We start from the raw sequence: 21,357 nt of genomic DNA, 5'->3' as shown, positions 1-21,357 counted from the left end.
CTGATAATACATAGAAAAAAATAGAGAACAGAAATCAAAGCTTGACATACGAATAAACATATAACAATATAGTTATATGCTTATGGAGAGGTGACTATGAATGGAGTTTGATGAATTAGCTGATGTATTAAAGGCGATTGCGGACCCAACAAGGCTAAAAATGATCTCTTTACTGCGTACGCGAGATTGTTGCGTATGCGAACTGGTTCCCATTTTTAATATATCGCAACCGGCGATATCGAAACATATTAGTCGCTTAAAATCCGCCCAACTAGTAAGTGAAACCCGGAAAGGGCAATGGGTGTTTTATTCGCTCAATGAACAGCCTTTAAAGGATATTGGCTTTGCGCTGTCCAATCTCCCCGATTTATCCATCGAGCTGCAAAAGTTGAAGCAACAGGGCCTGCTGGTCAATTGTGAATAAAGGAGGTTGGATGATGAAGGAACAGGTGAGTAAGCGACTTTCATTTCTTGATCGCTACCTTACAGTATGGATTTTTGTTGCGATGGCTTTGGGTATCGGTATTGGGTATGTTTCACCAGAATTTACGGGGATGTTAAATAGCTTTCAGGTAGGAACTACGTCTGTCCCTATTGCAGCGGGGTTGATTCTAATGATGTACCCTCCACTAGCTAAGGTGCGCTATGAAGAAATTGGCCATGTATTTCGGGATCGAAAGGTTTTATTGATTTCCTTAGTGCAAAACTGGCTAATAGGTCCCATTCTTATGTTCGTATTAGCGATTGTTTTTCTTCATGATTACCCGGAATACATGGTTGGTCTAATCATGATTGGGTTGGCTCGTTGTATTGCCATGGTCATTGTATGGAATGACTTATGTAGAGGAGATACAGAATACGCAGCTGGCTTGGTCGCCTTTAATTCCATTTTTCAAGTTTTGTTTTATTCGGTCTATGCGTATGTGTTTATTACGGTTCTGCCCGGTTGGTTTGGACTCGAAGGCATCGTGGTGGACATTACGATGTGGGAAGTGGCCAAAAGTGTTTTCATTTATCTGGGGATTCCGTTTCTGGCCGGAATGACGACACGTTATGTTTTTGTGAAGGCGAAGGGGCGGTCTTGGTATGAAGAGGAATTTATTCCGAAGATTAGTCCAATTACATTGATTGCGTTATTGTTTACGATCGTCGTTATGTTCTCCATAAAAGGTGAAATGATCATTCAATTGCCGCTTGATGTGGTTAGGATTGCCGTACCATTATTGATTTATTTTGTTGTTATGTTCCTTATTTCCTTCTTCATGGCGAAAAAGGCAGGGGCCAGCTATAAAATTAGTTCATCTCTAGCTTTCACGGCTTCGGGAAACAATTTCGAGCTTGCGATCGCAGTGGCCATCGGCGTATTTGGATTGCATTCCGGTGCTGCCTTCGCTGCCGTCATTGGTCCTTTAGTCGAAGTGCCGGTGATGATTGCTTTAGTTAACATTGCTCCCCGTTTTCAACGCAAATACTTTTCAAAAGAAGCTGGTTAAAAAAGAATTGGAGGAATCATAATGTCGAACAAAAAAATCTTATACTTTTTATGTACGGGGAATTCGTGCCGGAGTCAGATAGCAGAGGGATTTGGGCATCACTATCTTAGCGAGAAATTCGATGTGTACAGTGCCGGCATCGAGGCGCACGGGTTGAATCCAAAAGCGGTTAAAGCTATGGCGGAGAAAGGAATCGACATTACAAATCAAACCTCGGATATTATCGATCCGGATATTTTGAATAAAGCCGACTTTGTGGTTACCCTTTGCGGAGATGCAAATGACAAATGTCCGATTACACCGCCGCATGTCACTCGCTTCCATTGGGGCTTCGACGACCCTGCCAAAGCAACGGGAAGTGAAGAAGAGCGGTGGGGTGTTTTCCAGCGCGTTCGGGACGAAATCGAGGCTCGAATCAAACAGTTTGCCAATGATGGGAAGTAAAAGAATATGGCTAGGAAAACATCTGGATAAGGAGCACAGCTTATGTCAAAAAATTATCATGCATTAGTAGAAGATCGGATCTTTATGGGCGGGGCTGAAGATGTCAAGGATATGGTGACCGTTGAAAATTGTCAAATCATTGTTGATCTAAGGGAAGAGGCAACAGAGTGTTCTTATCTAGAGCCTAATGTGACTTGGGTAAAGGTAGCCATCGGTGACAATGCTTTGATCCCGCAAGAAGATTTATTTTGCCAAGCCATTAATCATGTAGTGGATGCGTACAATAGTGGAAAAAAAGTAGGCTTTCATTGTGGCGGCGGCAAGGGGAGAACTGGAGCTGTCTCCATAGGTACTCTGATTGCGCTTGGAAAAGCGAAGACGATTCAGGAGGCAGAAACGATGGCTGCAGCCATTCGTCCAATCATTAAAATTCGCTAACCTCAGCACGAAGCTTTAGAGAAAATCTTTGGTGAATGATTGTGCAAGGGCTCATTGTCTTACTACGAAAGTCAGTCCCGATTCACTGATCGGGACTTTTTGTCAGCAAAATAAAACATTAGATCAACGTAGGTTTTTAATAGACAGTGGGTGAATAAGTAGAAGTTATTTTAGAATCAGATAATAAAGATGATAAATGTTGACACTGCATATTAGAATTCATGTGATACAAGGGATAATCCAGATTTACTTACATATGTACAAAATACGAGTTTTGTGTAATAGTAAAAGAAAATTCAGGTTAATGTTCTTTTAAATTCCGTATTTAGTTTTTGTATAGCGCTCACCTTATCAAACTTGATTTCTTTCTTTGCCTATCACATTAGTGGCATACCTGTTCATCCCGTTATTTATTTTCATGTTTGTTTTTACATTTTTTATACTGACACGTAGAATTGTTTCCGATCTAGTTAAACTGGAAAGCGGTCTGCAAATTATTTCGGAAGGAAACCTCGATTACCGTGTTCCTGTCGTGCGAAAAGACGAAATCGGGAGAGTTGCTGAAAAAATTAATGTGATGACGGAGAGGCTTCAAGAGCAATTAGGAAAGGAACGTGCAATTGAGCAATCAAAAATGGAATTAATAACTGGTATTTCGCATGACCTCCGCACGCCTCTTACCAGCATAATTGGTTATATTGAGTTATTACGAAGCGATTCCTTTCAATCAAAGGATGAATATATGCGATTCATTCAAAATACATACAATAAAACCATCCATTTTAAAAAAATGCTGGACGATTTGTTTGAGTATACGCGTCTTTCCTCTCATGAAGCGCATATCGAAATGCAAGAAATCGATCTCTCCAAACTTCTCGCTCAGTTATTATTTGAATTCGAACCGCTCGCCCAAGAAAACGATATGCAAGTGGCCATGGAGCTGGCAGATCCACCCGTCAATACTTTAGTGGATAGCGAAAAAATAGCACGAGCTATCGATAATTTGCTAATGAACGCTCTTAAATATTCCATAAAACCGGGAACCATAGGGATCAAACTTCAAGCGGATCCATCATTTGCGACGATATCCATTGAAAACGAAGGCCCTCCCCTTTCATCCGAACAAGAGCAGCGGCTGTTTGAGCGCTTTTATAAAGCTGATCTCGCCCGCAGTAGCGAAGGAATACAAGTTGGTGCGGGTTTGGGCCTATCTATTGCCAGAAATATTGCCGAATTGCATGGAGGATCACTAATGCTTTGGCATCAAAATGGCCATTATGTCTTCTCTTTAGCCATTCCGATTAAACTCTCTCTTGAGGGTAATGTTTAAGTTTGTTTACTAATGCTAATACTCGGTTAATTTTCGTTTCGTCCTTTTTGGCAATTTCAATATAATTGATTTGTTCTCGCTTCAAATAATCAGGTTGATTCAGGAAAATACCCAGGATGTCATTTTCACTTAGCTTTTCCTCGATATAAACAGGTAAAACGATATTTCGTTTTTCTTCGTTTTTTTGAAGAATGACATGGAGAGAATCGCCACGCTCTTTACGTACCGTTCTTCGTATGAATTCATTGTATACAAAATAATGCCCGTTTTTTGACGGTAACAACGTATGGTCAAACTCATGCCCGTCAATGTTGATCTGAACAGGCACTTTACCGTTAGTGCGAAACAATTCGCTTACCGAATAGGGAAAATATACGACTTTCCATTTGATTTTCCCTTCCAGCATCTTTATCTCGCTATCAAATTCATAGACCATTTTGAGTGTCACTCCTTTTATAAAGAAGCTTAAAACCATTACCATCTGATCGCTCATGTTTATTAATTCGATTCTCATAATATAGTATCATGACTATATTCTTGTTTTTATAACAAAAACCTCCTTCCTGAATGGTGTTCGATTGTCAAATTTGTGAATATCCTCATTCTCCCATACTGTCCTGCAACGCTACTTTCATACCTTTACAAGCTGTTGCTCCCAATCCATACATTCACGCAGCCTTTGGCTGATGGTAGCCGGATAACGTTTTGTATCGCCTTCAAACAAAGCCAGCGCAGGAATGGTATACTCTTTTTTGCTTTTGTCGATGCTGGCCCAGTCCCAGCCAACCTCATGTACGCCAGAGCTGCCGTTTAGGCCGGGGTAAGCCAAATATTCCGTTTGTCGGGCGTACTTCAGCATGGCATGCTCCAATCCAAGCGGTCCCCCGCTGGTGGCAAAAAGCCCAAAGGAACCCCATAACGCATCATATCCATCCTCGCCCATTAGCAGCTTATCGGGGTAACGTTCGGAAAACGTTTTTGCAAAAGCGGCTATGCCTTCGTAGGGAGAATAATCCGGCGCATTGGACCAGCGAATAGCCCCGTCAAGAAAAATGCCGTCAAAGTCATAATCGCTCATGAGCTCATCGACTCGCGCCAGCATGTGGGCTTGCAATTCAGGATGGCCGTAATTCATAATGTACCCCATGTTTTCTTTTGACAAATCGCTGTTCCAATCAATCCAATCCTGCGCATGCGGCTCTCCGTTAGCATCTTTCAGCGTTGCGCCTAACAAATGATGCTCTTGCAGAAATTGCCGTGTGGCCAGATTGGGGCCGCCAAGCATCGGTATCACCTTAACGCCAAGCGAATGCGCGGCTGCCACTAATTTTCGCAGTCCCTCTGCTCCGCCTAGACGATCACCCGGCACATGCGAAGGATAGGTGCAATAATAGCGGCCATCCCATGCCGGCAGAAATGCGAGTACATGTTTCCCTGGAATCTCTTTGCAAATATCGCGGAGTTGCTCCTCCATGTTGTTGAATGTGTTGAACACATATCCCGTCCAATGCTCGCCATGAAAGTTGACGACAACCTTAATGTCATTTAGCCACTGCAAATCTTTCCGATCCTTTAATGGCTTAATACCGAAGTGTTGCTCCAGATCGAGGCAGCGCTCGGCTACCACTTCTGCTCTTGTTTGCACCATCCCCATTTTCCACGGAGGCAGCGTTATTTGGTTGGTCCATTGCCTGCGATCCTCTTCATGTGAGAGCTGAAGCACAGGGGCTTGCTCCTCCACATCGTAATAAGCCGCAAAGCCTTTTTTGCGTACTTGGCTATCCTTGGACAGAACATACCATTCCTTTGGACCGTTTTTTTGCGACGACCTTTCTCCTACAATAACAAGTGGCATCATTGCATCTCTGCCGGGATAACTTAGCGGCTGAATGCCGGCGGGATGTTTGAACTCACGCCTTCCCATATTTTCGGAATCCGTTTCAAAATAGCCGATCGAGAGGCCTATAACATGGATTAGCAGCGATTTGCATCGTTCCGTTGCATGTTCGCCGCGTCCGCTGATCAATATGGATACGTCATCCGTGTTTTTCTCAAGTATCAGCTCAAGGTATCCTTCGGCGGATAATTGTCCTCCGGCTGCCGATAATTGATTTGCAGTAAGTTTCAGCTTGCCGCTATTCTCGACTATCGTAATATGCTCCAGCGAGGGGCAATACAGGTTGCTCTCCGTTGCAAGCCTTATAGCAAAATTCAAACCCCCGAAGGAGACGTAACTATCGCCAAAAAAATATCCGATCGAATACAAATCAATCAACTCCTCTGACATTAAAAATGTTAAGTGTTGATTTGATTTTATCGATAAAATGATACAGAATAATAGTAGATATCCAAACGTTTTTCGTACAATCTAAACCTGCTCGAGAGGTGCACACATTATGTATTTCATTAACTTTAATGCGCCGCCGCTGCCTCATTATTTGATTGGCGGGGCGCAAACGCTGAAAAAAGGCGCTTCTCATGCCTCTAGATCCGGCATCGGAGTATTCGATATGCTGATTGTTGCAGAAGGTGCTTTATATATCGGAGAATCAGGCAGGGAGTGGAAACTGGAGAAGTGGGATCTATTGATTCTGCGGCCGGACGCTCATCATTATCCTGCCGCGCCTTGCAGCGAAGATACGCGGTTTTATTGGATTCACTTTCAAACGGGTCAGTCGTGGGAAGAATTATCCCAACAATCGATGGAGGAACAACCTGCTGAATTGGGGAAATACAGTCATTTTGGCAATGCCTACTCCCTTTCTATACCTAAGTTCTGGTCTATTAAGAATAGTGACGATGTGGAAAAAGAGATCGGGGCATTACTTTCCTTAAACAACAAAACGTCAAGCGCGCGTTGCTGGGACCAGCAGGCATCCTTTCAAAGGCTGCTGCGGATGATCTGCCAAGAAATGCACGATATGCGCGTTTCTGCTGGCCAGCGATTAGCGGAGAGCGTAGCGGAATATTTGCGAAGCTGCTACAAGGAACCTTTACGAAACGAAGCATTAGCGGACCAGTTTCATTTTCATTCCATTTACATAACCCGAGTTATGCAGCACTATTACGGCTGTACGCCGCTCCATTATTTGCAGCGCTTTAGAGTGGAACAAGCAAAACTGATGCTGGTGAATACAGACTGCAGCATTGCCGAAATTGCCAGCGAAACAGGATTTGAAAGCAATACCTACTTTACCCGCTGCTTCCGCAAAATCGTACAAAAGACACCTCGGGAATATCGCAGTCAGTTCCGGATCACTCCATAAATGACCGTACCTTCTCAGTGATCTCTTTTGAATTCGTATGGTGCAGGTAATGCGTACCTTCCATCTTGACGAGTTCTCCATTGTTGGACTGTTCGATTTGCTCTTCGTGCAGAGCAATCCATCCTTCAACTTCCGGATCGTCTGCCACAACAAACAATAACAACGGTAGATCTGCGGGGAACGACAACTGCTGAGCGTCTTTGAAGTTGGATGCAGTATGCTGCATCTCATTCAGCATTGTAGCGTTGCTTTCGTTTTTATTGGCTAACAGCTTCATCTGTTCTACTGTGTGCTGATCAAAGTCCAGTCCGGCATAGGGATCTGGACCTACGCTTTTCAGTAATCTGTTCAGTCCAGACTTCTTGAGAAAATCAAGCGCTTCTATTGGGACGTCGTCTTCCATTCCCGGCTGGGTTGGCACGCTGGTGTCAATCCCAACAAAAGCAGTCACTTCTTCAGAGAAATCATTGATATATTGCAGTCCATACACGCCAAAAATGGAATGGCCCATTAGCATGTAACGATTAATCTGAAGCTGCGATAACGCCTCGTGAATCTCGCTTGCAATATTTTTCGACGTTCTTTCTTTATCCGTTTGATCGCTTAACCCATAACCAAAAGGCTCTACAGCAACTACGGTATAATTACGCGAAAGCTCATCAATAAGCATCTCAAAATCAAGCGCCGGCGCAGCGGTCCCATATCCAGGAAGAAGGACGATGGTTTCTTCCCCGTTCCCTTGAATCAGAACATTCATCTTTTTGCCATCCACTGAAACCTGCTGCCTGTACGGCTCAATTTTTTTCAGCTCGGACTTATTGCTAAACACATTCACAAGATATACCGTGAGAAAGAACAACCCCAGAAGAAGAACAAATCCTCCAACGATTTTCAGTAATAGGCTGCCTATTCGACGACCAATTGACTTTTGTTTCTTCTGCTTCCATTCCATCGATTCTGTCATGTCCATCTTCTCCTGTCCATTCTGTCGGCGCTTCTCTTAAGGATCGCTGTACACATTTTAATCCATGAAGATGTATTCTTCATGACATCAATATGAACGGAAAATGAACAGATAAGAGTTATGCAAATAAAGGGTTATCCTGCTTCATCGGCAGCGTCACGCTAATGGTTGTGCCTACGCCGAATTGGCTTTCAACCGCCAGAGCGCCTCCATGGAGCGAAACGATCTGCTTGACGATGGCAAGCCCTATGCCGCTGCCATTGTTCTTTCGTTTATGCGAACGATCGGCCTTGAAGAAGCGGTCAAAAATATGCTTCTGGTCCTCTGGAGCAATGCCGATGCCATTATCGCGAATCGAGACGGTGACAGAGTAAGCGTCCTGCTCAATGACGATGGAAACAGTCCCGTCGATCTCGGAAAACTTGATGCTATTGACGATGATATTGCTCCATACCTGATTCAACAGCTCATAATCCGCAGTTATTTTTGTGGTATGCAATTGAAGATCAAATCCTATATTCCGAGCCGACCATTGCGGCTGGAGCAGAACAATGACCCTGCGGATCTGTTCATCCAGGCTGTATTCACTTGGCTGAAGCTGCTGAGAATGCGACTCAAGCAAGCTGAGCTTTAACAAGCCGTCATTCATTCTGGACATTCTTTCCGCTTCTTCAATAATAATATCCAGGTAGCGCCCTCGCTCTTTCTCTGGCAAATCGACCCCTTTAAGCGCAATGGCATAACCGGAAATGGAGGTTAGCGGCGACTTGATCTCATGAGAAACATTCGCCACAAAGTCTCTTCGCATTTGCTCCAGTTGACGCAAGTCATGCGTCATTTGCTCAAAGCTTCGCGCCAAATCGCCAAGCTCGCCGGATTGCTTAATATTCAGCTTGACGTCAAAATCGCCTCTAGCAATCCGTTTCGTTGCTTTAGTCAGCTTGTTGATCGGCCTTATCAAATAAATCGAAGAAATCAAAATCAACAAGCTTCCAATCAGTAAGAAATAGATCAAAAACGAATAAATCCACCTAATCAAAAAGGCGGTCGAAGGCGGTGTCAGAGGATCGACAAACATCGCTTTAACTCCGTCTTCCGTTTGCAGTGGAAGCCCCAATAAAATGGCGGAAACCCCGTTGGAGTTGACTTGAACCATGCCCCCGGCCAACACAGTCTTGATTTGTTCCATCGTTACAGTAGCCAGCGTATGATCATTCAATGACCCGTAAGACTGTACTTGCCCGCTTTGATCGAAAATACGAATATAATAGGAATCCAGCTGCTTCATATCGCGCAGATAAGATTCTGCTTCATCTCCGGGCAATGATTCGTATACCCGCACAGTATCAGTCCCAAAGTTTAACAAAAGTGCTTGAAGATTTTCATTCAGCTTTTCTTGAAATACCCAAACCGCTACATAAAATGCGATCACCGAGCCCGCAACAACAATTGTAAAAAAGGTAAGCACCATACGGAGGTACAGAGACTTGATCATGCTTTAACCTCAAGACGGTAACCAAGGCCGCGTACGGTCTCGATAGAGAAATCTTCTGTTTCGGCAAAACGCTCCCTTAGCCGTTTAATATGTACATCTATCGTACGATCGTCTCCGCTGTAATTCAGGCCCCAGATTTGATCGATCAACTGCTCCCGGGTGTAGACCTGACCCGGCGTTCCCGCTAGCTTGAACAGCAGCTCGAACTCTTTTAGCGGCAGCGCGATCGTTTCGCTCCCTCTTGTCACCTTATAGGTCTGCCTGTCCAGCGTAACCCCGCCAAGCTGAATCATCTGTGTTGTGCCGATCCGGTATCGTTTCAGCAGAGCCCTTACACGAACCGTTAATTCCAGCGGGTCAAAAGGTTTCGTTAGATAATCATCCGTCCCAAGCTCAAAGCCTTTAACTTTTTCCCAGGTTTCGCCTCTTGCAGTCAGCATCAGCAAAGGGAGATCCGGATTGGCTCTGCGAAGCTCCTTGCATAACGCCCAGCCGTCCATAACGGGCATCATGATATCAAGCACAACAAGATCAATCGGCATCGAGCCGTACAGCGACAATGCTTCCTTGCCATCCGCCGCTTCGACTGTCGAAAATCCATCATTGCGCAGAAATAAACAAACTAATTCACGTATATTATCATCATCGTCAGCAACCAATATTGTTGTCATACGGTCCCGCTTCCTTTCTTTCTCATGCGTATATTCATAGGTGCAGAACCAGTATATCAAACGAAGCAGCGACAGTCTAAGACTTAATAAAGTCTTTGACTGCCGCTGCTGTCATTCAACAATTTTCAACATGCTAACCTTCAATAATACCAACATGCGTGTATGGATAATCCATTTGCTTCTTAATATTATCGATCTCTTCATTTCCTAAAAACTGTTCAATGACATATAACCCTAAATCTATAGATGTAGCTACGCCACCGCCTGTTATCACATTGCCATCCCGAACAATTCTTGTTTTTATGACTTCCGTACAATAAGGCTCTAACAGCTCATAACAAAATGGATGTGTCGTTGCCTTTTTATTTTGTAGAAATCCTGCCGCCCCAAGGAGTAAAGAGCCCGTACATACTGAGATTTTATACTCGACATTTTGCGCTTTCTTTAACCAATCAATAAAATCTTCATCAAACCTTAGCGCCCTGGTTCCTAAGCCGCCGGGAACAAACAACATATCATACTTCGATAGATCCGGGTTCACCACATTAACTTTAATTCTCATGCCCAGCTCATCCGTTATTTCCTCTTTAAGCCCGCACAAATCCCAAGTTGAATCCTTTGTAGGTTCAAAATATTTAAGTCGAGTAATGACATCATAAAACCCAATCAAATCTAAAAATGTGATTCCGTCGAAAAGAACAAATGCTATCTTCATTGGATCACTCCCCTATTAGATATCGATTCGAGCAATAACGGAATGATCTCCCCTCCACGGTTAGGCAATTCCCTAAGCCTTTGGACGGCCGTCGTTTAAAGCGCGGCTATAAGCCACTACGTCAGCATAAGGCAATTTCCCGCCAAAAATATCAAGCGCGCTGCCGATCGTCAAATCCAGCTTTCCATTAGACAAAGCATCGAATTGCTCCATATCGGCAAGGGACCTTGCTCCGCCGGCATAGGTTGTCGGGATGGTGGTCCAAGCAGCCAAATCACGAACCAGGCTTTGCTGAATACCGCTTTGCTTGCCCTCCACGTCTACGGCGTGGATGAGAAATTCGCAGCAATACGATTCAAGATAAGCGACATTGGCCGGATTTACCTCAAAATCGCTGTACACCCGCCATTGATCCGTCACGACAAACCATTTGCCGTCCTTTTCCTTGCAGCTCAAGTCAATGACCAGCCTGTCCTTACCCACTTCGGACAAAATAGCATCCAGATTTTCCGTATTCAGCCCCCCGCCTTGAAAAATATAAGAGGTAACGATAACGGCGCTTGCTCCTTTTTCCAGATAGCCCGAAGCATTTTCGGCCTTGATGCCTCCGCCGACCTGAAGTCCCCCGGGATAAGCCTGAAGCGCCCTAGTCGCAGCGGCTTCGTTTCCCGGACCAAGCATAATAACATGTCCGCCGGTCAAGCGGTCATTGCGGAACATTTCGGCATAATAAACGGAATCATGTCCGGACACAAAATTTTCAACCAAAGAATCGTTTAACGTTTCGCCTACAATTTGTTTAACTTTTCCGTCGTGCAAATCTATGCAAGGTCTAAATTTCAATGTTCTGCCTCGTTTCCGTTTCAAGATAGGCGTAAAATGCCTGCGGCAGCTTGCCCTTAGCAAACGCCTGAAGCTCCAGCTTTTATTGTGACACACACTTTCCCGTTGCCGCAAGACCGTAGGCCTCCGAATTGCAGATTATCTTGACTTCCCTGCTCCCGCCTTCTGCCCCGGCTCATTCTGCTCATGCTCCAGCTTGGGCACAAACAAGGAGAGCAGCAGCACGCCAACGCATAACCACGCCACCCAAACAAAAATCTGGTGCAGGCTTCCCTCCAGCACAGCGGGATCAATATCATTGGCTTCCCCGGTATGCAGCAGCATTCCAAACAACGTAATTCCCAACGTCTGCCCCAACGTACGGATAAAGTTGTTGCTTGCCACTGCGGCGCCTCTAATCTCGGCTCCGACAGAAGAAGTAACGGCAATGGTCATCGAGGTCAGGACAAGCCCGAAGGAGATGCCCGCGCAAAATGTAAACAGAATCAATAGCGCAATCGGCGTTCCGCTGCTAACAAGCGCAAAACCAGCGCTGCCAATGAGCAGCAGGCATGCCGCCAGCAGGCTGATCGCCCGAAGCCCGATTCGGGCAATGAGATTGCCCGCCAGGATGGAGCCGAGCGGCCAAGCGATCGACAACGGAATCATCAAGATTCCAGAATACGTCGCGGAATACCCCGCCACCCCTTGAAACCACAGCGGCAAATAAAAGATAACGGCGACATTGACCAGACATAGCAAAAAGCTGATCGCATTCGCCATGCTGATAACGGGATTTCGGAACAATTGAAAAGGAATCATCGGTTCCGGAGACTTTTTCTCAATCACGGCAAATGCCGCAAGAAAAACAACCGCTACCGTTAAAAACGGCAGTACTTCCGCCAAACCGGCTTGTTGTCCCGTCTCGCCTCCCAATTGACTTAAAGCGTAGAGCAGACCAAACATCCCGATGGCAAAGGTGATAATGCCAGGGTAATCGATATATTTCTTTTTGCGTTCGACCTTATCCTTCAAGGATACTGACAGCAGATACAGTGCAACTACGCCAAACGGCAAATTCATGTAAAATATGGCACGCCATGACACATAATCGACCAGCAAACCGCCAATTAATGGTCCTGATATACCGGCAATTCCCCAAATACTGGACATCCATCCCTGGACTTTAGCCCGTTGCTGGAAAGGATACAGATCGCCGATAATGGTATAGGGAATTGTCGTTAACGCTCCCGCTCCCAGTCCCTGCAGGCCGCGGAACAAGATAAGCTGATTCATGGATTGCGCGATGCCCGATAGCATCGATCCGCTCAAAAAAATGGACGCTCCGATGATAAACATCGTTTTGCGACCGTACAAATCCGATAATTTGCCATAAATCGGCGTTGTAATCACACTAGCAAGCAAATAAATAGAGATTACCCAACTGTACAACTGAACGCCGGACAGCTCCCCCGTAATTTTGGGCATGGCTGTTCCAACGATGGTACCTTCAATGGCCGCCAGAAAGGTGGCGACAAACAATGCAACCGTTACTTTTTTTCTGGAGCCGGATTGGCTGCTTGCATTCATGGTTTTGTTCCCTTCGCTTGACTTCGGCAGAGAAACCTATGTAGAGTACCTTTAAACGGCAGACTTTTTGCATTGCGTCGAACAGACGGAGAAACAATGGCGCAGTACAAAATGATTTCGCTGCGACTCGTCAGCACCCCAGAATGCGGGATCGCGGAACATGCCAATCAACGCGCTTTTGGCCGCGCGGCTTGCAGCGCCTTCATCGGATAGCAGCTTGAGACATACCGTATAGGCAGTAGCTTCTACACCTTTTAGAATCTCTATTTTAGCCTGAAAATTGCTCATCTTCCATAACCGCCTTCCGAATCCTCCCTTACACTATTCTCCATTGTAAAGGTGATATTGGGACAAAAGGTTACGAAAAGGTTAAAATGGTTATCAATGGGTAAACAGAGAAACGGTTTCCCATTACCAGCGTATAACTTTACGTCCGGCCTATATTGATGTTGACGCCATATGGCCTATGGCCATTGCCAGGCAGTCGCCGGATGAATCTTTGAAGAATAGGAAGCGTGTTGAATGGCATATGACTTGCTGTTGGCAATAATTGAACGGGTCGGCTATGCGGCCTTGTTCCTGGTTCTATGCCTGGGTTTGATTGGGCTGCCTATTCCAAACGAAACCGTCGTAATGACCGGCGGCGCTTTATCGGCTTCCGGCGTTTTGTCGCCGGTTCCCGCATACATCATGACGTTTCTTGGCATCTGCTCCGCTATGTCCTTCAGCTATAGCATCGGTCGTTTTTCGGGCTATAAACTGAATAGCTGGTTTCGGAGCAAAAAGAATATCGGGCGGTTTATTGAACGAGCCGAGGAATTAAGCGGCAAATTTGGCGGATATGCCATCAGCATCAGCCTTTGCTTGCCGTTCCTTAGACATGTAACCCCTTACGTAGTCGGGGTCAACAACATGAAATACAGCCGGTTTGCCATGTTTGCTTACCCTTCCGCCTTGGTCTGGACCTCGATCTATTTCTATCTGGGCTCCGTCGTAGGCGACAAGGCCAGAGAGCTTGCGGACCTGATCTATCAATACGGGGTGTGGGCAATTGTATTGCTGGGCCTTGTAGCCGCTATCGTTTTGGCCTCCAAATACACCCAATACCGCAATAAGCATCGGGATAAGCAAGAACACGGAGATATAGATTCTTCCCTTTAAGCCGCAGAAAAAGCCTGCTTGCGCCACATTCCCGCGGCAAGCAGGCTTGCCGCTTCCAGCTTTATTTTCCTACCTTATAACCTCTATTCTTACAACCGAACGAGCTTGTCCTGTGCAGCCTGTACAAGCTGATCGAACAACTCATCGTTTTCCTCTAATTCGTCTTCCAGCTCCAGCAGCTGCTCCTCATTGCCGGATTCATTCAGGAAAAACAACCCATAACCCCATTCGGTCGCTTTTCTGCTATGCAGCGTCATTTCATATTGATTAAGGTGGCCCTCCACGGAAAAATGAACCTTGCCGACATAACCGCTGTCTTTCGTGTATGTCATGGAGGCTTCAATGATATTGATGACTGCCATTCCCTTACCTTCCTTTCCATTCCCTCATTGTATTTCGAGCATGCTCCAATTCCTATGTAGAATAGCATAGCCAAGATGCCTTCGCAATGTTTTCCAATTCAGACGGAGTCATGCTGGCGCAGGTGCGGAATACTTCCATTTCCGCTAACGTCTACTCTCCTTCCTGCATACGATACATTACGGTAACCGCTTGGACGGCTATCGCCTATACGTGGGAGGATGGGCATATGACAGTTGAATTGACGGCGCTGCATTGGGTGTATCTTGCATTTGTAGTGGGGATTATCGGCTTTATGCTGATTCGGCGGGACACGACGTTAATCTGCGTAGCGGGAATATTGGGAGTGGGCATTCTTGCCACGACTACCGCCCAAGGCTCTGTCAGCGGTATTTTCAACAGCTTTATTTATGCCATTAAGGAATTGATCGGCACCATTTTAATTATTTCCATCATCGTTGCCATGAGTCGAATATTGATCCGTACAGGCATCAACGAAATCATGATCGCCCCGTTTGCGCGGTTGATCCGGACGCCGGCGATGGCTTTTTGGGGCATCGGTCTCATCATGATGGTGGCTTCCCTCTTTTTCTGGCCGTCGCCAGCCGTCGCGCTAATCGGGGCGGTATTGCTTCCCGTAGCGCTTAGAGTTGGTCTTCCGGCGCTTGGAGCCGCCATGGCGATGAATTTGTTCGGACACGGGATTGCGCTTTCGGGAGATTATATTATACAGGGCGCTCCGAAGCTGACTGCCGATGCGGCGGGACTTCAAGTGAATGAAGTAATGGCTGCCAGCATTCCTCTGGTTCTTGTCATGGGAACCGTTACAACCGTAGCGGCTTATTGGATGATGAAACGCGACCAACGTCTGGGGACATGGAGAAGCGGTTTGATTCAAAGCGCAAAAATAGCGGAGGTCAATCATTCTTCCAGTGGAAATGAAGACTCTAGCGGCGAGGAAATCGAAAGCGTTTTGTCCCCAACGTCCAAAAAAGTGCTTGCTGCGGTAATTCCGCTGCTGTATGCCTTGAATGTTGCGGCGATGTTTGCGCTGGATCTTCAGGGCGGGGATGCCACCGCGTTAATTGGCGGCACGTCAATCATGATCATGCTTGTGATTACGATGATGGCGCATCGAGGCAAAGGTCTGGAGAAAACAACCGGTTATTTAATCGAGGGCTTTTTGTTCGGGTTTCGTGTATTCGGTCCTGTCATCCCCATTGCCGCCTTTTTCTACCTGGGCGATTCCGGCTTTTTTGAATTGTTCGGCTCTCGCCTTCCGGAAAGCTCCAGCGGCATCGTGAACGACTTGGGCATGGCGCTTGCTCATGAAGTGCCCGTAAACGGCGCGGTAGGCGCCGTTACGCTGACATTGGTTGGCGCGGTGACGGGGCTCGACGGATCGGGCTTCTCCGGCATATCGCTAGCCGGCTCTATCGCCCTGCTCTTCGGGCAAGCTATCGGCTCCGGTGTGGCGACATTAACCGCGCTGGGCCAAGTAGCCGCAATATGGGTTGGCGGCGGAACAATTATCCCATGGGCGTTAATTCCAGCAGCCGCCATCTGCGGCGTCAGCCCGTTCGAGCTTGCGCGAAGAAACATCAAGCCTGTTCTGCTCGGTCTTGCCGTTACAACCATCGTTGCCATGTTCCTGATTATTTAGATCAGTTGATTGGTCAAGGTCGATCAGCTGGTCTGCGCCGATAGATGATAATCGCTCCCGCGACCGCAACCAACGCCGCTACGGCCAGCGCAATCCACCAGAGGAAACTGCTCGCATTGTCTGCTGCAGCTGGTTGCTGAGGCGGCGTTGAGCCTGTTCCAAGCTCGGTCAGATCCGCGCTGGCCGAGTTAAAGTCAACCGTTCGGCTGCATAGGCTTACATCCAGCGATTTGCCGTTATCGCGCGCATAGACCAGATAACGTTTTCCTTCTTCAAACTCAAAGCCACAGCTCGCTCCGCTTTCTGCGGAGGTTACGCTGAGGGTAGAGGTGACCTTTCCCTTCCACACCTCATTGACTCGAAACGTCCAGGTAACCGGGTCAGCCGATGAAGAAGAAAAAATAGTCGACGGCCTTTTCTTTCCCGTAACAATTCCTTCAAACACGGCATCATGATTGGCCAGCGTTTCCTGAACGCTGCCATTCACCACGCAGCTGCATGCGCTTGCCCGCTCCGGCGGCGCCGCAAGTATCCCGATGGCTACCGCAATAATGAGTAACATATAAAAGCTTTTGCCCCGAATTCCAGCCATTGTTCTGCTCCCCCTTCTCTATATGCGAAATGACTGTTCATTAATCCAACGCAAATTATGGAAAAAATGTTGCACAAAAAGAAAAAAGGCCGATGTATAGCCGGCCCTCTTCAAAAATCAACGCTTCAGCAATTCTTCGTCAAACCATACATCTTCGTAATCCTCCGCAATGATAAACCGCCAACCTGGCGAAAGTCCCAAATATTTGCTGATTTTGGGGTCCCATTCGTTTAAATGGGCCACATGGAGCGGCACAAAAAAATCATCGGCTTCCGAATATTCATCCGCCCATATGTACCAACCCGTTGTATCGCCTTCCGGCAACAGGCGCAATCCGTGAATGGGCTCAAGCCCCTCCTTGACATTCCAGGCAATGCCTACCTTAAGATGCAGCTCGCTTTCCATATAATCGGCCCTATATTTCCGGCACATACTCTTTTGTTCCGTGATGTATAACTCCATGTTAAACGCTTCGCCCATTCCTCAACCGCCTCTCATACCTTTCATTTCCATTCTCTCTTTTACCCCTGTGCTCTGCCACACTTAGCGCTACTTCAGCTTGCCCGGACAAGGTCAAGATGTCAAGTTCCAACAACACCTGGAAGGCATACTCGCTTGAGAACGCGCATATCTATTTCCAGTTCAGTTCATTTCTGCGAAGAAGAGGTGGGCAAAATGGAAAATAACCGCGGCAATCCGGGGCCTTTCCCCTATATCCCGCAGCCTATTCGGCCGGACGGCGCTGGCGGCGTGGACCGAGGGCCCAGAGACATCATGCGGGATTTGCAAAATCCCGATATGCTCGTGCCTCCTATAACGGATGCGGGGCTAATCCCGAACTTGCGCTTTTCGTTCTCCGACACCAATATGACCCTAAACCACGGCGGTTGGTCAAGGGAAATTACGATTAGGGAGCTGCCTGTCGCAACGACATTGGCGGGCGTCAACATGAGTCTGACTCCCGGCGGCGTTCGTGAGCTGCATTGGCATCAGCAGGCGGAATGGTCGTACATGCTGCTGGGGCATGCACGAATTACCGCCGTTGACCAGAATGGACGCAACTTTATTGCCGATGTGGGTCCAGGCGATTTGTGGTATTTTCCGCCCGGCATTCCCCACTCCATTCAAGGGCTTGATGACGGATGTCAATTTCTGCTCGTATTCGATGACGGGCATTTCTCCGATTTAAACACCTTGTCCATTTCGGACTGGTTTGCGCATACGCCGAAGGATGTCCTTTCGGCTAACTTCGGCGTTCCGATAGAAGCCTTTTCCAATATTCCTTCGCAACAGGTATATATTTATCAGGACAAGGTGCCGGGTCCATTGTCTACACAGCAAGTTCAGTCCCCGTATGGCACCATTCCGCTGTCCTTCAAACATTCCTTGCTTGCGCAGCAGCCGATCCAAACGCCAGGGGGAAGCGTACGCATCGTCGACTCCTCCAACTTCCCTATCTCAACAAAGATTGCGGCTGCGCTGGTTGAGATACAGCCTGGCGCCATGCGCGAGCTGCATTGGCATCCCAACAACGATGAATGGCAATATTATCTTTCCGGGCAAGGACGCATGACCGTTTTTGCGGGCAATGGCTCGGCAAGAACCTTTGATGTCCGCGCCGGAGACGTCGGCTATGTTCCGTTTGCTTTTGGCCATTATATTCAGAATACAGGCACGGAAAGCATCTGGTTTCTGGAAATATTCAAAAGCGCCCGCTTTCAGGATGTTTCGCTTAATCAATGGATGGCGCTTACTCCGCCGGAACTGGTTAGCGGCAATTTGAATGTTGGTCCCGAAGTGATCGACGCGCTTAGAAAAGAGAAGTGGCCAGTCGTCAAATATCCGGGGTTTTCCTATTATCCCAAACCGCGTTGAAGCAGCTTTACACCTATCATGCCTATCTCATCCTATGACCAAAGTCTAATGGAAGTGCCTATTCCGTTCTCTGCGAATAAGCAAACAGCCGCCAAGATTGTCCCGCAGGGGACAATCTTGGCGGCTGTTTAATCAACGCTGCGGAGAATTAACTTCCTTTGGGCAGCGCGTGTTTGTCGGTTAAAGCATTACTCTGCGGAAACCTCTTTACGCTCCGCCGTGGTCTTCAACCGGCCCGGCCAGAAAGCGGCTTTGCCGATAATGGACGTAATGGCGGGCACCAGGAACGGCCTGACGATAAACGTATCCATTAAGACGCCAATCGCCGTAATGAGGCCGAACTGGACAAGCACCTGAATCGGCATTGTAGCCAGTACCGCAAAGGTAGCCGCCAGAATAAGTCCGGCTGAGGTGATGACGCCGCCGGTTTCGGCTACGCCTTCCTTGATCGCTTGCTTCAGCGGCATAACCTTCGCTTTTTGCCAAATGCTCGAAATCATAAAGATATTGTAATCCTCGCCCAGCGCGATGAGGAACACAAAGGAATACAGCGGAATCGAACCTTGAATGGCTTCAACGCCAAAGCCGTAATGCAGAATAATCCAGCCCAGGCCAAGCGCTGCGGCATACGACAATAATACAGTCAAAATGAGGTACGCCGTTGCGGTAATGGACCGCAAATAAGCAAGCAGCAGCACCGCGATCAACCCGATGACAAGCGGAATAATAACGCGATTATCGCGGTCGGTTACCGCTTTGGTATCGTATTGCTCTGCTGTTTGGCCCCCAATCCATACCGAGGAATCAGCATTTGTTACCCCGTCCGCTCCAAGCTTTGCAGCAGCGGCATCCCTAAGCTCGGGAATAGCGGCCATTGCCTCCAGCGAATAAGGATTGATATCCAGCACAACGCTGTACGACGAATAAGTGCCGTCGATTTCGCTGATCTGGCGTTCGCCGACATGGTCAACCGCCGGATGCGCCGCCAAAGCTTCACGCAGACCACTATCCGCTCCTCCATCCTGTACAATTACAGTTACCGGAGCTAGTTCGCCTGGCGTAAAAGCTTCGGCAATGGTGTCAAAGCCTTGCCGTGACGGCATATCCTTCGGAAAGGATGACAGCAGGTCATACGTAAACGAAATTTGCGTGGCAAATGTCGCAAGCAAACCTAATACAAGCGTGCAGCTAACCACAACTCTCCATGGTTTGGCGACAACGAGATTCCCGATTCGGGCCCCCATTTTCCGTTCCGGGTCATGAGGCTTATAGGACTTGCCTTTCTTTTTCGCGTGCTCGCGCTCCTCCTCCGTTGTGCGCGGTATGAAGGGGAAAAACGAAGCCCGGCCGATAATTGCAAGCAAAGCCGGCACAAGCGTCAGACTGGCAATCATCATAATGAGGATTGAAAGACTGAATGGCACCGCAAACCGTTCGTAAGCTCCAAACTTTGCTACCAGCAAAGCCAAGAGCGACAGAACGACTGTAAAGCCGCTCATGGCGATTGCGCCGGATGCGCCTTGGAAGGAACGGCGGAGCGCTGTCTTGCGGTCGCTGTCTTTTGTAAGTTCCTGACGGAATCGGGTTATAAAAAACAAGCAGTAATCGGTCCCCGCGCCAAAAAGCAGCACAGTCATAATGGCGATGGCCTGGGAATCCACCGCGATCCAGCCCTCTCTAGCCATCCAGCCCAGCAGCGGACTTGTAACCGCGTAAGCGAAGCCTACCCCGACGAGCGGAATTACGGCAAGGATTGGCGAACGGTAGATGAGCAGCAGCAGCACGAGCACAAGCAATACTGTCGCTAGCAGCAGCACGAAGTCCGCATTCAGGAACAGGTCCGTTGCGTCCACCGCAATGCCCGCTGGCCCGGTAATTCTGGCGCTCAGCTCATTGCCCGCATCGGCAGCGGATAGATCGCTTCCCGCCGATGTCCTGATCCTCTCCTGAAGCTCGTGCAGACTTTCCTTGAGCTCCTCGGTTTCCATTCCTTCCTGGAAGGGTACAGGCTGAACCAGCGTGCTTCCGTCCTCGGAAGCCATGCCTTGCAGAACAGGCGGAGGCAGCTGATGAAGCGGAATACCCGCTTCCTGCCCTTGCAGCGGAGATGCCTCGAGCTGCCGGGAGGTCTCAATGATGAGACCATAATCTTGCTCATTCAAGCCGCCTTCACGGTGCCAGACCAGCAATGCCGGCAATCCGGTATTGGCCGGAAAATACTCCTTCATAAGCGCTGCCGCTTGAACAGAAGGACTGTTGTCTTGCAGGTTTGGCGCATTGTTCCGTTCCTCATCGCCTACGGCAGGCAAAGCGACTGTCAGAATCACGGCAATGGCGATCCATATGACAAGCGTCGCCCAGCGAGCTTTTGGACCGGTAAACAGCCCTCCTATTTTATTGAACATTTCCTCTTCCTCCCTTTCATCTCTCAGCGCTTGTTCCAAAAGACCATTTTGGGTCACGATGCATGCCTGACAG

22 protein-coding genes are annotated in these 21,357 nt (G+C 47.6%); 9 read left to right on the top strand and 13 right to left on the bottom strand.

Features of this window, described 5'->3' with window-relative positions; translation table 11 throughout:
• Window positions 1–100: 100 nt before the first annotated feature.
• The 5 genes from ACX93W_RS03590 to ACX93W_RS03570 all read left to right on the top strand — a co-directional run bounded on the left by ACX93W_RS03590 (window position 101) and on the right by ACX93W_RS03570 (window position 3,705).
• A complete protein-coding gene (locus ACX93W_RS03590; protein ID WP_459390939.1) occupies window positions 101–424 on the top strand; it encodes an ArsR/SmtB family transcription factor in 324 nt (107 codons plus the stop codon).
• 13 nt (window positions 425–437) lie between these two features.
• A complete protein-coding gene (arsB, locus tag ACX93W_RS03585) occupies window positions 438–1,493 on the top strand; it encodes an ACR3 family arsenite efflux transporter (protein WP_459392000.1) in 1,056 nt (351 codons plus the stop codon).
• 21 nt (window positions 1,494–1,514) lie between these two features.
• Window positions 1,515–1,937, top strand: a complete 423-nt coding sequence (arsC, locus tag ACX93W_RS03580) for an arsenate reductase (thioredoxin) (protein WP_459390938.1) — start codon at window positions 1,515–1,517, stop codon at window positions 1,935–1,937.
• Window positions 1,938–1,979: 42 nt separating this feature from the next.
• A complete protein-coding gene (locus ACX93W_RS03575) occupies window positions 1,980–2,375 on the top strand; it encodes a protein-tyrosine phosphatase family protein (RefSeq protein WP_459390937.1) in 396 nt (131 codons plus the stop codon).
• 370 nt (window positions 2,376–2,745) lie between these two features.
• Window positions 2,746–3,705 (top strand): sensor histidine kinase, encoded by a 960-nt coding sequence (locus ACX93W_RS03570; RefSeq protein ID WP_459390936.1) that lies wholly within the window; start codon window positions 2,746–2,748, stop codon window positions 3,703–3,705.
• Here the strand turns inward: ACX93W_RS03570 and ACX93W_RS03565 are convergent.
• Entirely contained in the window at window positions 3,677–4,198 is a 522-nt protein-coding gene (locus ACX93W_RS03565; RefSeq protein ID WP_459390935.1) for a DUF1905 domain-containing protein, read from the bottom strand. The two genes, ACX93W_RS03570 and ACX93W_RS03565, sit on opposite strands and share 29 nt — an antisense overlap.
• 138 nt (window positions 4,199–4,336) lie before the next feature.
• A complete protein-coding gene (locus ACX93W_RS03560; protein ID WP_459390934.1) occupies window positions 4,337–5,971 on the bottom strand; it encodes a hypothetical protein in 1,635 nt (544 codons plus the stop codon).
• 130 nt (window positions 5,972–6,101) lie between these two features.
• Here ACX93W_RS03560 and ACX93W_RS03555 point away from each other — a divergent pair, with 130 nt between their 5' ends.
• Window positions 6,102–6,971 (top strand): helix-turn-helix domain-containing protein, encoded by an 870-nt coding sequence (locus tag ACX93W_RS03555; protein ID WP_459390933.1) that lies wholly within the window; start codon window positions 6,102–6,104, stop codon window positions 6,969–6,971.
• On the opposite strand, the gene ACX93W_RS03550 is transcribed toward ACX93W_RS03555, so the two are convergent.
• The 7 genes from ACX93W_RS03550 to ACX93W_RS03520 form a co-directional block, all read right to left on the bottom strand.
• Window positions 6,961–7,935: an alpha/beta fold hydrolase gene (locus ACX93W_RS03550; protein WP_459390932.1), complete on the bottom strand. Its 975-nt coding sequence runs from the start codon at window positions 7,933–7,935 to the stop codon at window positions 6,961–6,963. The two genes, ACX93W_RS03555 and ACX93W_RS03550, sit on opposite strands and share 11 nt — an antisense overlap.
• Window positions 7,936–8,053: 118 nt before the next feature.
• Window positions 8,054–9,430, bottom strand: coding sequence for a sensor histidine kinase (locus ACX93W_RS03545; RefSeq protein ID WP_459390931.1), 1,377 nt, complete (start codon window positions 9,428–9,430; stop codon window positions 8,054–8,056).
• A complete protein-coding gene (locus ACX93W_RS03540; RefSeq protein WP_459390930.1) occupies window positions 9,427–10,101 on the bottom strand; it encodes a response regulator transcription factor in 675 nt (224 codons plus the stop codon). The genes ACX93W_RS03545 and ACX93W_RS03540 overlap by 4 nt, the downstream gene beginning before the upstream one ends.
• A gap of 133 nt (window positions 10,102–10,234) precedes the next feature.
• Window positions 10,235–10,816 (bottom strand): DJ-1/PfpI family protein, encoded by a 582-nt coding sequence (locus ACX93W_RS03535; RefSeq protein WP_459390929.1) that lies wholly within the window; start codon window positions 10,814–10,816, stop codon window positions 10,235–10,237.
• Between the two features lie 72 nt (window positions 10,817–10,888).
• Window positions 10,889–11,659 (bottom strand): phosphoribosylformimino-5-aminoimidazole carboxamide ribotide isomerase, encoded by a 771-nt coding sequence (gene hisA / locus ACX93W_RS03530; RefSeq protein ID WP_459390928.1) that lies wholly within the window; start codon window positions 11,657–11,659, stop codon window positions 10,889–10,891.
• 138 nt (window positions 11,660–11,797) lie between these two features.
• Window positions 11,798–13,228: an MDR family MFS transporter gene (locus ACX93W_RS03525; protein WP_459390927.1), complete on the bottom strand. Its 1,431-nt coding sequence runs from the start codon at window positions 13,226–13,228 to the stop codon at window positions 11,798–11,800.
• 51 nt (window positions 13,229–13,279) lie between these two features.
• Window positions 13,280–13,516, bottom strand: coding sequence for a hypothetical protein (locus ACX93W_RS03520; RefSeq protein WP_459390926.1), 237 nt, complete (start codon window positions 13,514–13,516; stop codon window positions 13,280–13,282).
• 234 nt (window positions 13,517–13,750) lie between these two features.
• Here ACX93W_RS03520 and ACX93W_RS03515 point away from each other — a divergent pair, with 234 nt between their 5' ends.
• Complete coding sequence (locus ACX93W_RS03515) at window positions 13,751–14,389, top strand: DedA family protein (protein ID WP_459390925.1); 639 nt, start codon at window positions 13,751–13,753, stop codon at window positions 14,387–14,389.
• An 89-nt stretch (window positions 14,390–14,478) separates the two neighbouring features.
• Here ACX93W_RS03515 and ACX93W_RS03510 read toward each other — a convergent pair whose 3' ends face one another.
• Complete coding sequence (locus tag ACX93W_RS03510) at window positions 14,479–14,751, bottom strand: hypothetical protein (protein ID WP_459390924.1); 273 nt, start codon at window positions 14,749–14,751, stop codon at window positions 14,479–14,481.
• A 227-nt stretch (window positions 14,752–14,978) separates the two neighbouring features.
• Here ACX93W_RS03510 and ACX93W_RS03505 point away from each other — a divergent pair, with 227 nt between their 5' ends.
• Entirely contained in the window at window positions 14,979–16,412 is a 1,434-nt protein-coding gene (locus tag ACX93W_RS03505) for a hypothetical protein (RefSeq protein WP_459391999.1), read from the top strand.
• A gap of 13 nt (window positions 16,413–16,425) precedes the next feature.
• Here ACX93W_RS03505 and ACX93W_RS03500 read toward each other — a convergent pair whose 3' ends face one another.
• Together ACX93W_RS03500 and ACX93W_RS03495 are read right to left on the bottom strand one after the other, a co-directional pair.
• Window positions 16,426–17,004, bottom strand: a complete 579-nt coding sequence (locus tag ACX93W_RS03500; protein ID WP_459390923.1) for a hypothetical protein — start codon at window positions 17,002–17,004, stop codon at window positions 16,426–16,428.
• Between the two features lie 117 nt (window positions 17,005–17,121).
• Window positions 17,122–17,484, bottom strand: coding sequence for an immunity protein Imm33 domain-containing protein (locus tag ACX93W_RS03495; protein WP_459390922.1), 363 nt, complete (start codon window positions 17,482–17,484; stop codon window positions 17,122–17,124).
• 195 nt (window positions 17,485–17,679) lie between these two features.
• Here ACX93W_RS03495 and ACX93W_RS03490 point away from each other — a divergent pair, with 195 nt between their 5' ends.
• Window positions 17,680–18,879 (top strand): oxalate decarboxylase family bicupin, encoded by a 1,200-nt coding sequence (locus ACX93W_RS03490; RefSeq protein WP_459390921.1) that lies wholly within the window; start codon window positions 17,680–17,682, stop codon window positions 18,877–18,879.
• Window positions 18,880–19,067: 188 nt separating this feature from the next.
• On the opposite strand, the gene ACX93W_RS03485 is transcribed toward ACX93W_RS03490, so the two are convergent.
• Window positions 19,068–21,284, bottom strand: coding sequence for an MMPL family transporter (locus tag ACX93W_RS03485; RefSeq protein ID WP_459390920.1), 2,217 nt, complete (start codon window positions 21,282–21,284; stop codon window positions 19,068–19,070).
• Window positions 21,285–21,357 lie beyond the last annotated feature (73 nt).

This window comes from Paenibacillus sp. CAU 1782, assembly GCF_054551715.1.
Note: the sequence above shows the minus strand (reverse complement) of the source record. Positions and strands in the feature narration are given on the sequence as shown.

Coding starts and splice junctions, on each gene's coding strand:
- ACX93W_RS03485 (WP_459390920.1), bottom strand. CDS start 21,284: ATGTTCAATAAAATAGGAGGGCTGTTTACCGGTCCAAAAGCTCGCTGG.
- arsB (WP_459392000.1), top strand. CDS start 438: ATGAAGGAACAGGTGAGTAAGCGACTTTCATTTCTTGATCGCTACCTT.
- ACX93W_RS03575 (WP_459390937.1), top strand. CDS start 1,980: ATGTCAAAAAATTATCATGCATTAGTAGAAGATCGGATCTTTATGGGC.
- ACX93W_RS03545 (WP_459390931.1), bottom strand. CDS start 9,430: ATGATCAAGTCTCTGTACCTCCGTATGGTGCTTACCTTTTTTACAATT.
- ACX93W_RS03550 (WP_459390932.1), bottom strand. CDS start 7,935: ATGACAGAATCGATGGAATGGAAGCAGAAGAAACAAAAGTCAATTGGT.
- ACX93W_RS03505 (WP_459391999.1), top strand. CDS start 14,979: ATGACAGTTGAATTGACGGCGCTGCATTGGGTGTATCTTGCATTTGTA.
- arsC (WP_459390938.1), top strand. CDS start 1,515: ATGTCGAACAAAAAAATCTTATACTTTTTATGTACGGGGAATTCGTGC.
- ACX93W_RS03495 (WP_459390922.1), bottom strand. CDS start 17,484: ATGGGCGAAGCGTTTAACATGGAGTTATACATCACGGAACAAAAGAGT.
- ACX93W_RS03525 (WP_459390927.1), bottom strand. CDS start 13,228: ATGAATGCAAGCAGCCAATCCGGCTCCAGAAAAAAAGTAACGGTTGCA.
- ACX93W_RS03535 (WP_459390929.1), bottom strand. CDS start 10,816: ATGAAGATAGCATTTGTTCTTTTCGACGGAATCACATTTTTAGATTTG.
- ACX93W_RS03565 (WP_459390935.1), bottom strand. CDS start 4,198: ATGAGCGATCAGATGGTAATGGTTTTAAGCTTCTTTATAAAAGGAGTG.
- ACX93W_RS03510 (WP_459390924.1), bottom strand. CDS start 14,751: ATGGCAGTCATCAATATCATTGAAGCCTCCATGACATACACGAAAGAC.
- ACX93W_RS03500 (WP_459390923.1), bottom strand. CDS start 17,004: ATGGCTGGAATTCGGGGCAAAAGCTTTTATATGTTACTCATTATTGCG.
- ACX93W_RS03555 (WP_459390933.1), top strand. CDS start 6,102: ATGTATTTCATTAACTTTAATGCGCCGCCGCTGCCTCATTATTTGATT.
- ACX93W_RS03515 (WP_459390925.1), top strand. CDS start 13,751: ATGGCATATGACTTGCTGTTGGCAATAATTGAACGGGTCGGCTATGCG.
- ACX93W_RS03540 (WP_459390930.1), bottom strand. CDS start 10,101: ATGACAACAATATTGGTTGCTGACGATGATGATAATATACGTGAATTA.
- ACX93W_RS03490 (WP_459390921.1), top strand. CDS start 17,680: ATGGAAAATAACCGCGGCAATCCGGGGCCTTTCCCCTATATCCCGCAG.
- ACX93W_RS03520 (WP_459390926.1), bottom strand. CDS start 13,516: ATGAGCAATTTTCAGGCTAAAATAGAGATTCTAAAAGGTGTAGAAGCT.
- ACX93W_RS03590 (WP_459390939.1), top strand. CDS start 101: ATGGAGTTTGATGAATTAGCTGATGTATTAAAGGCGATTGCGGACCCA.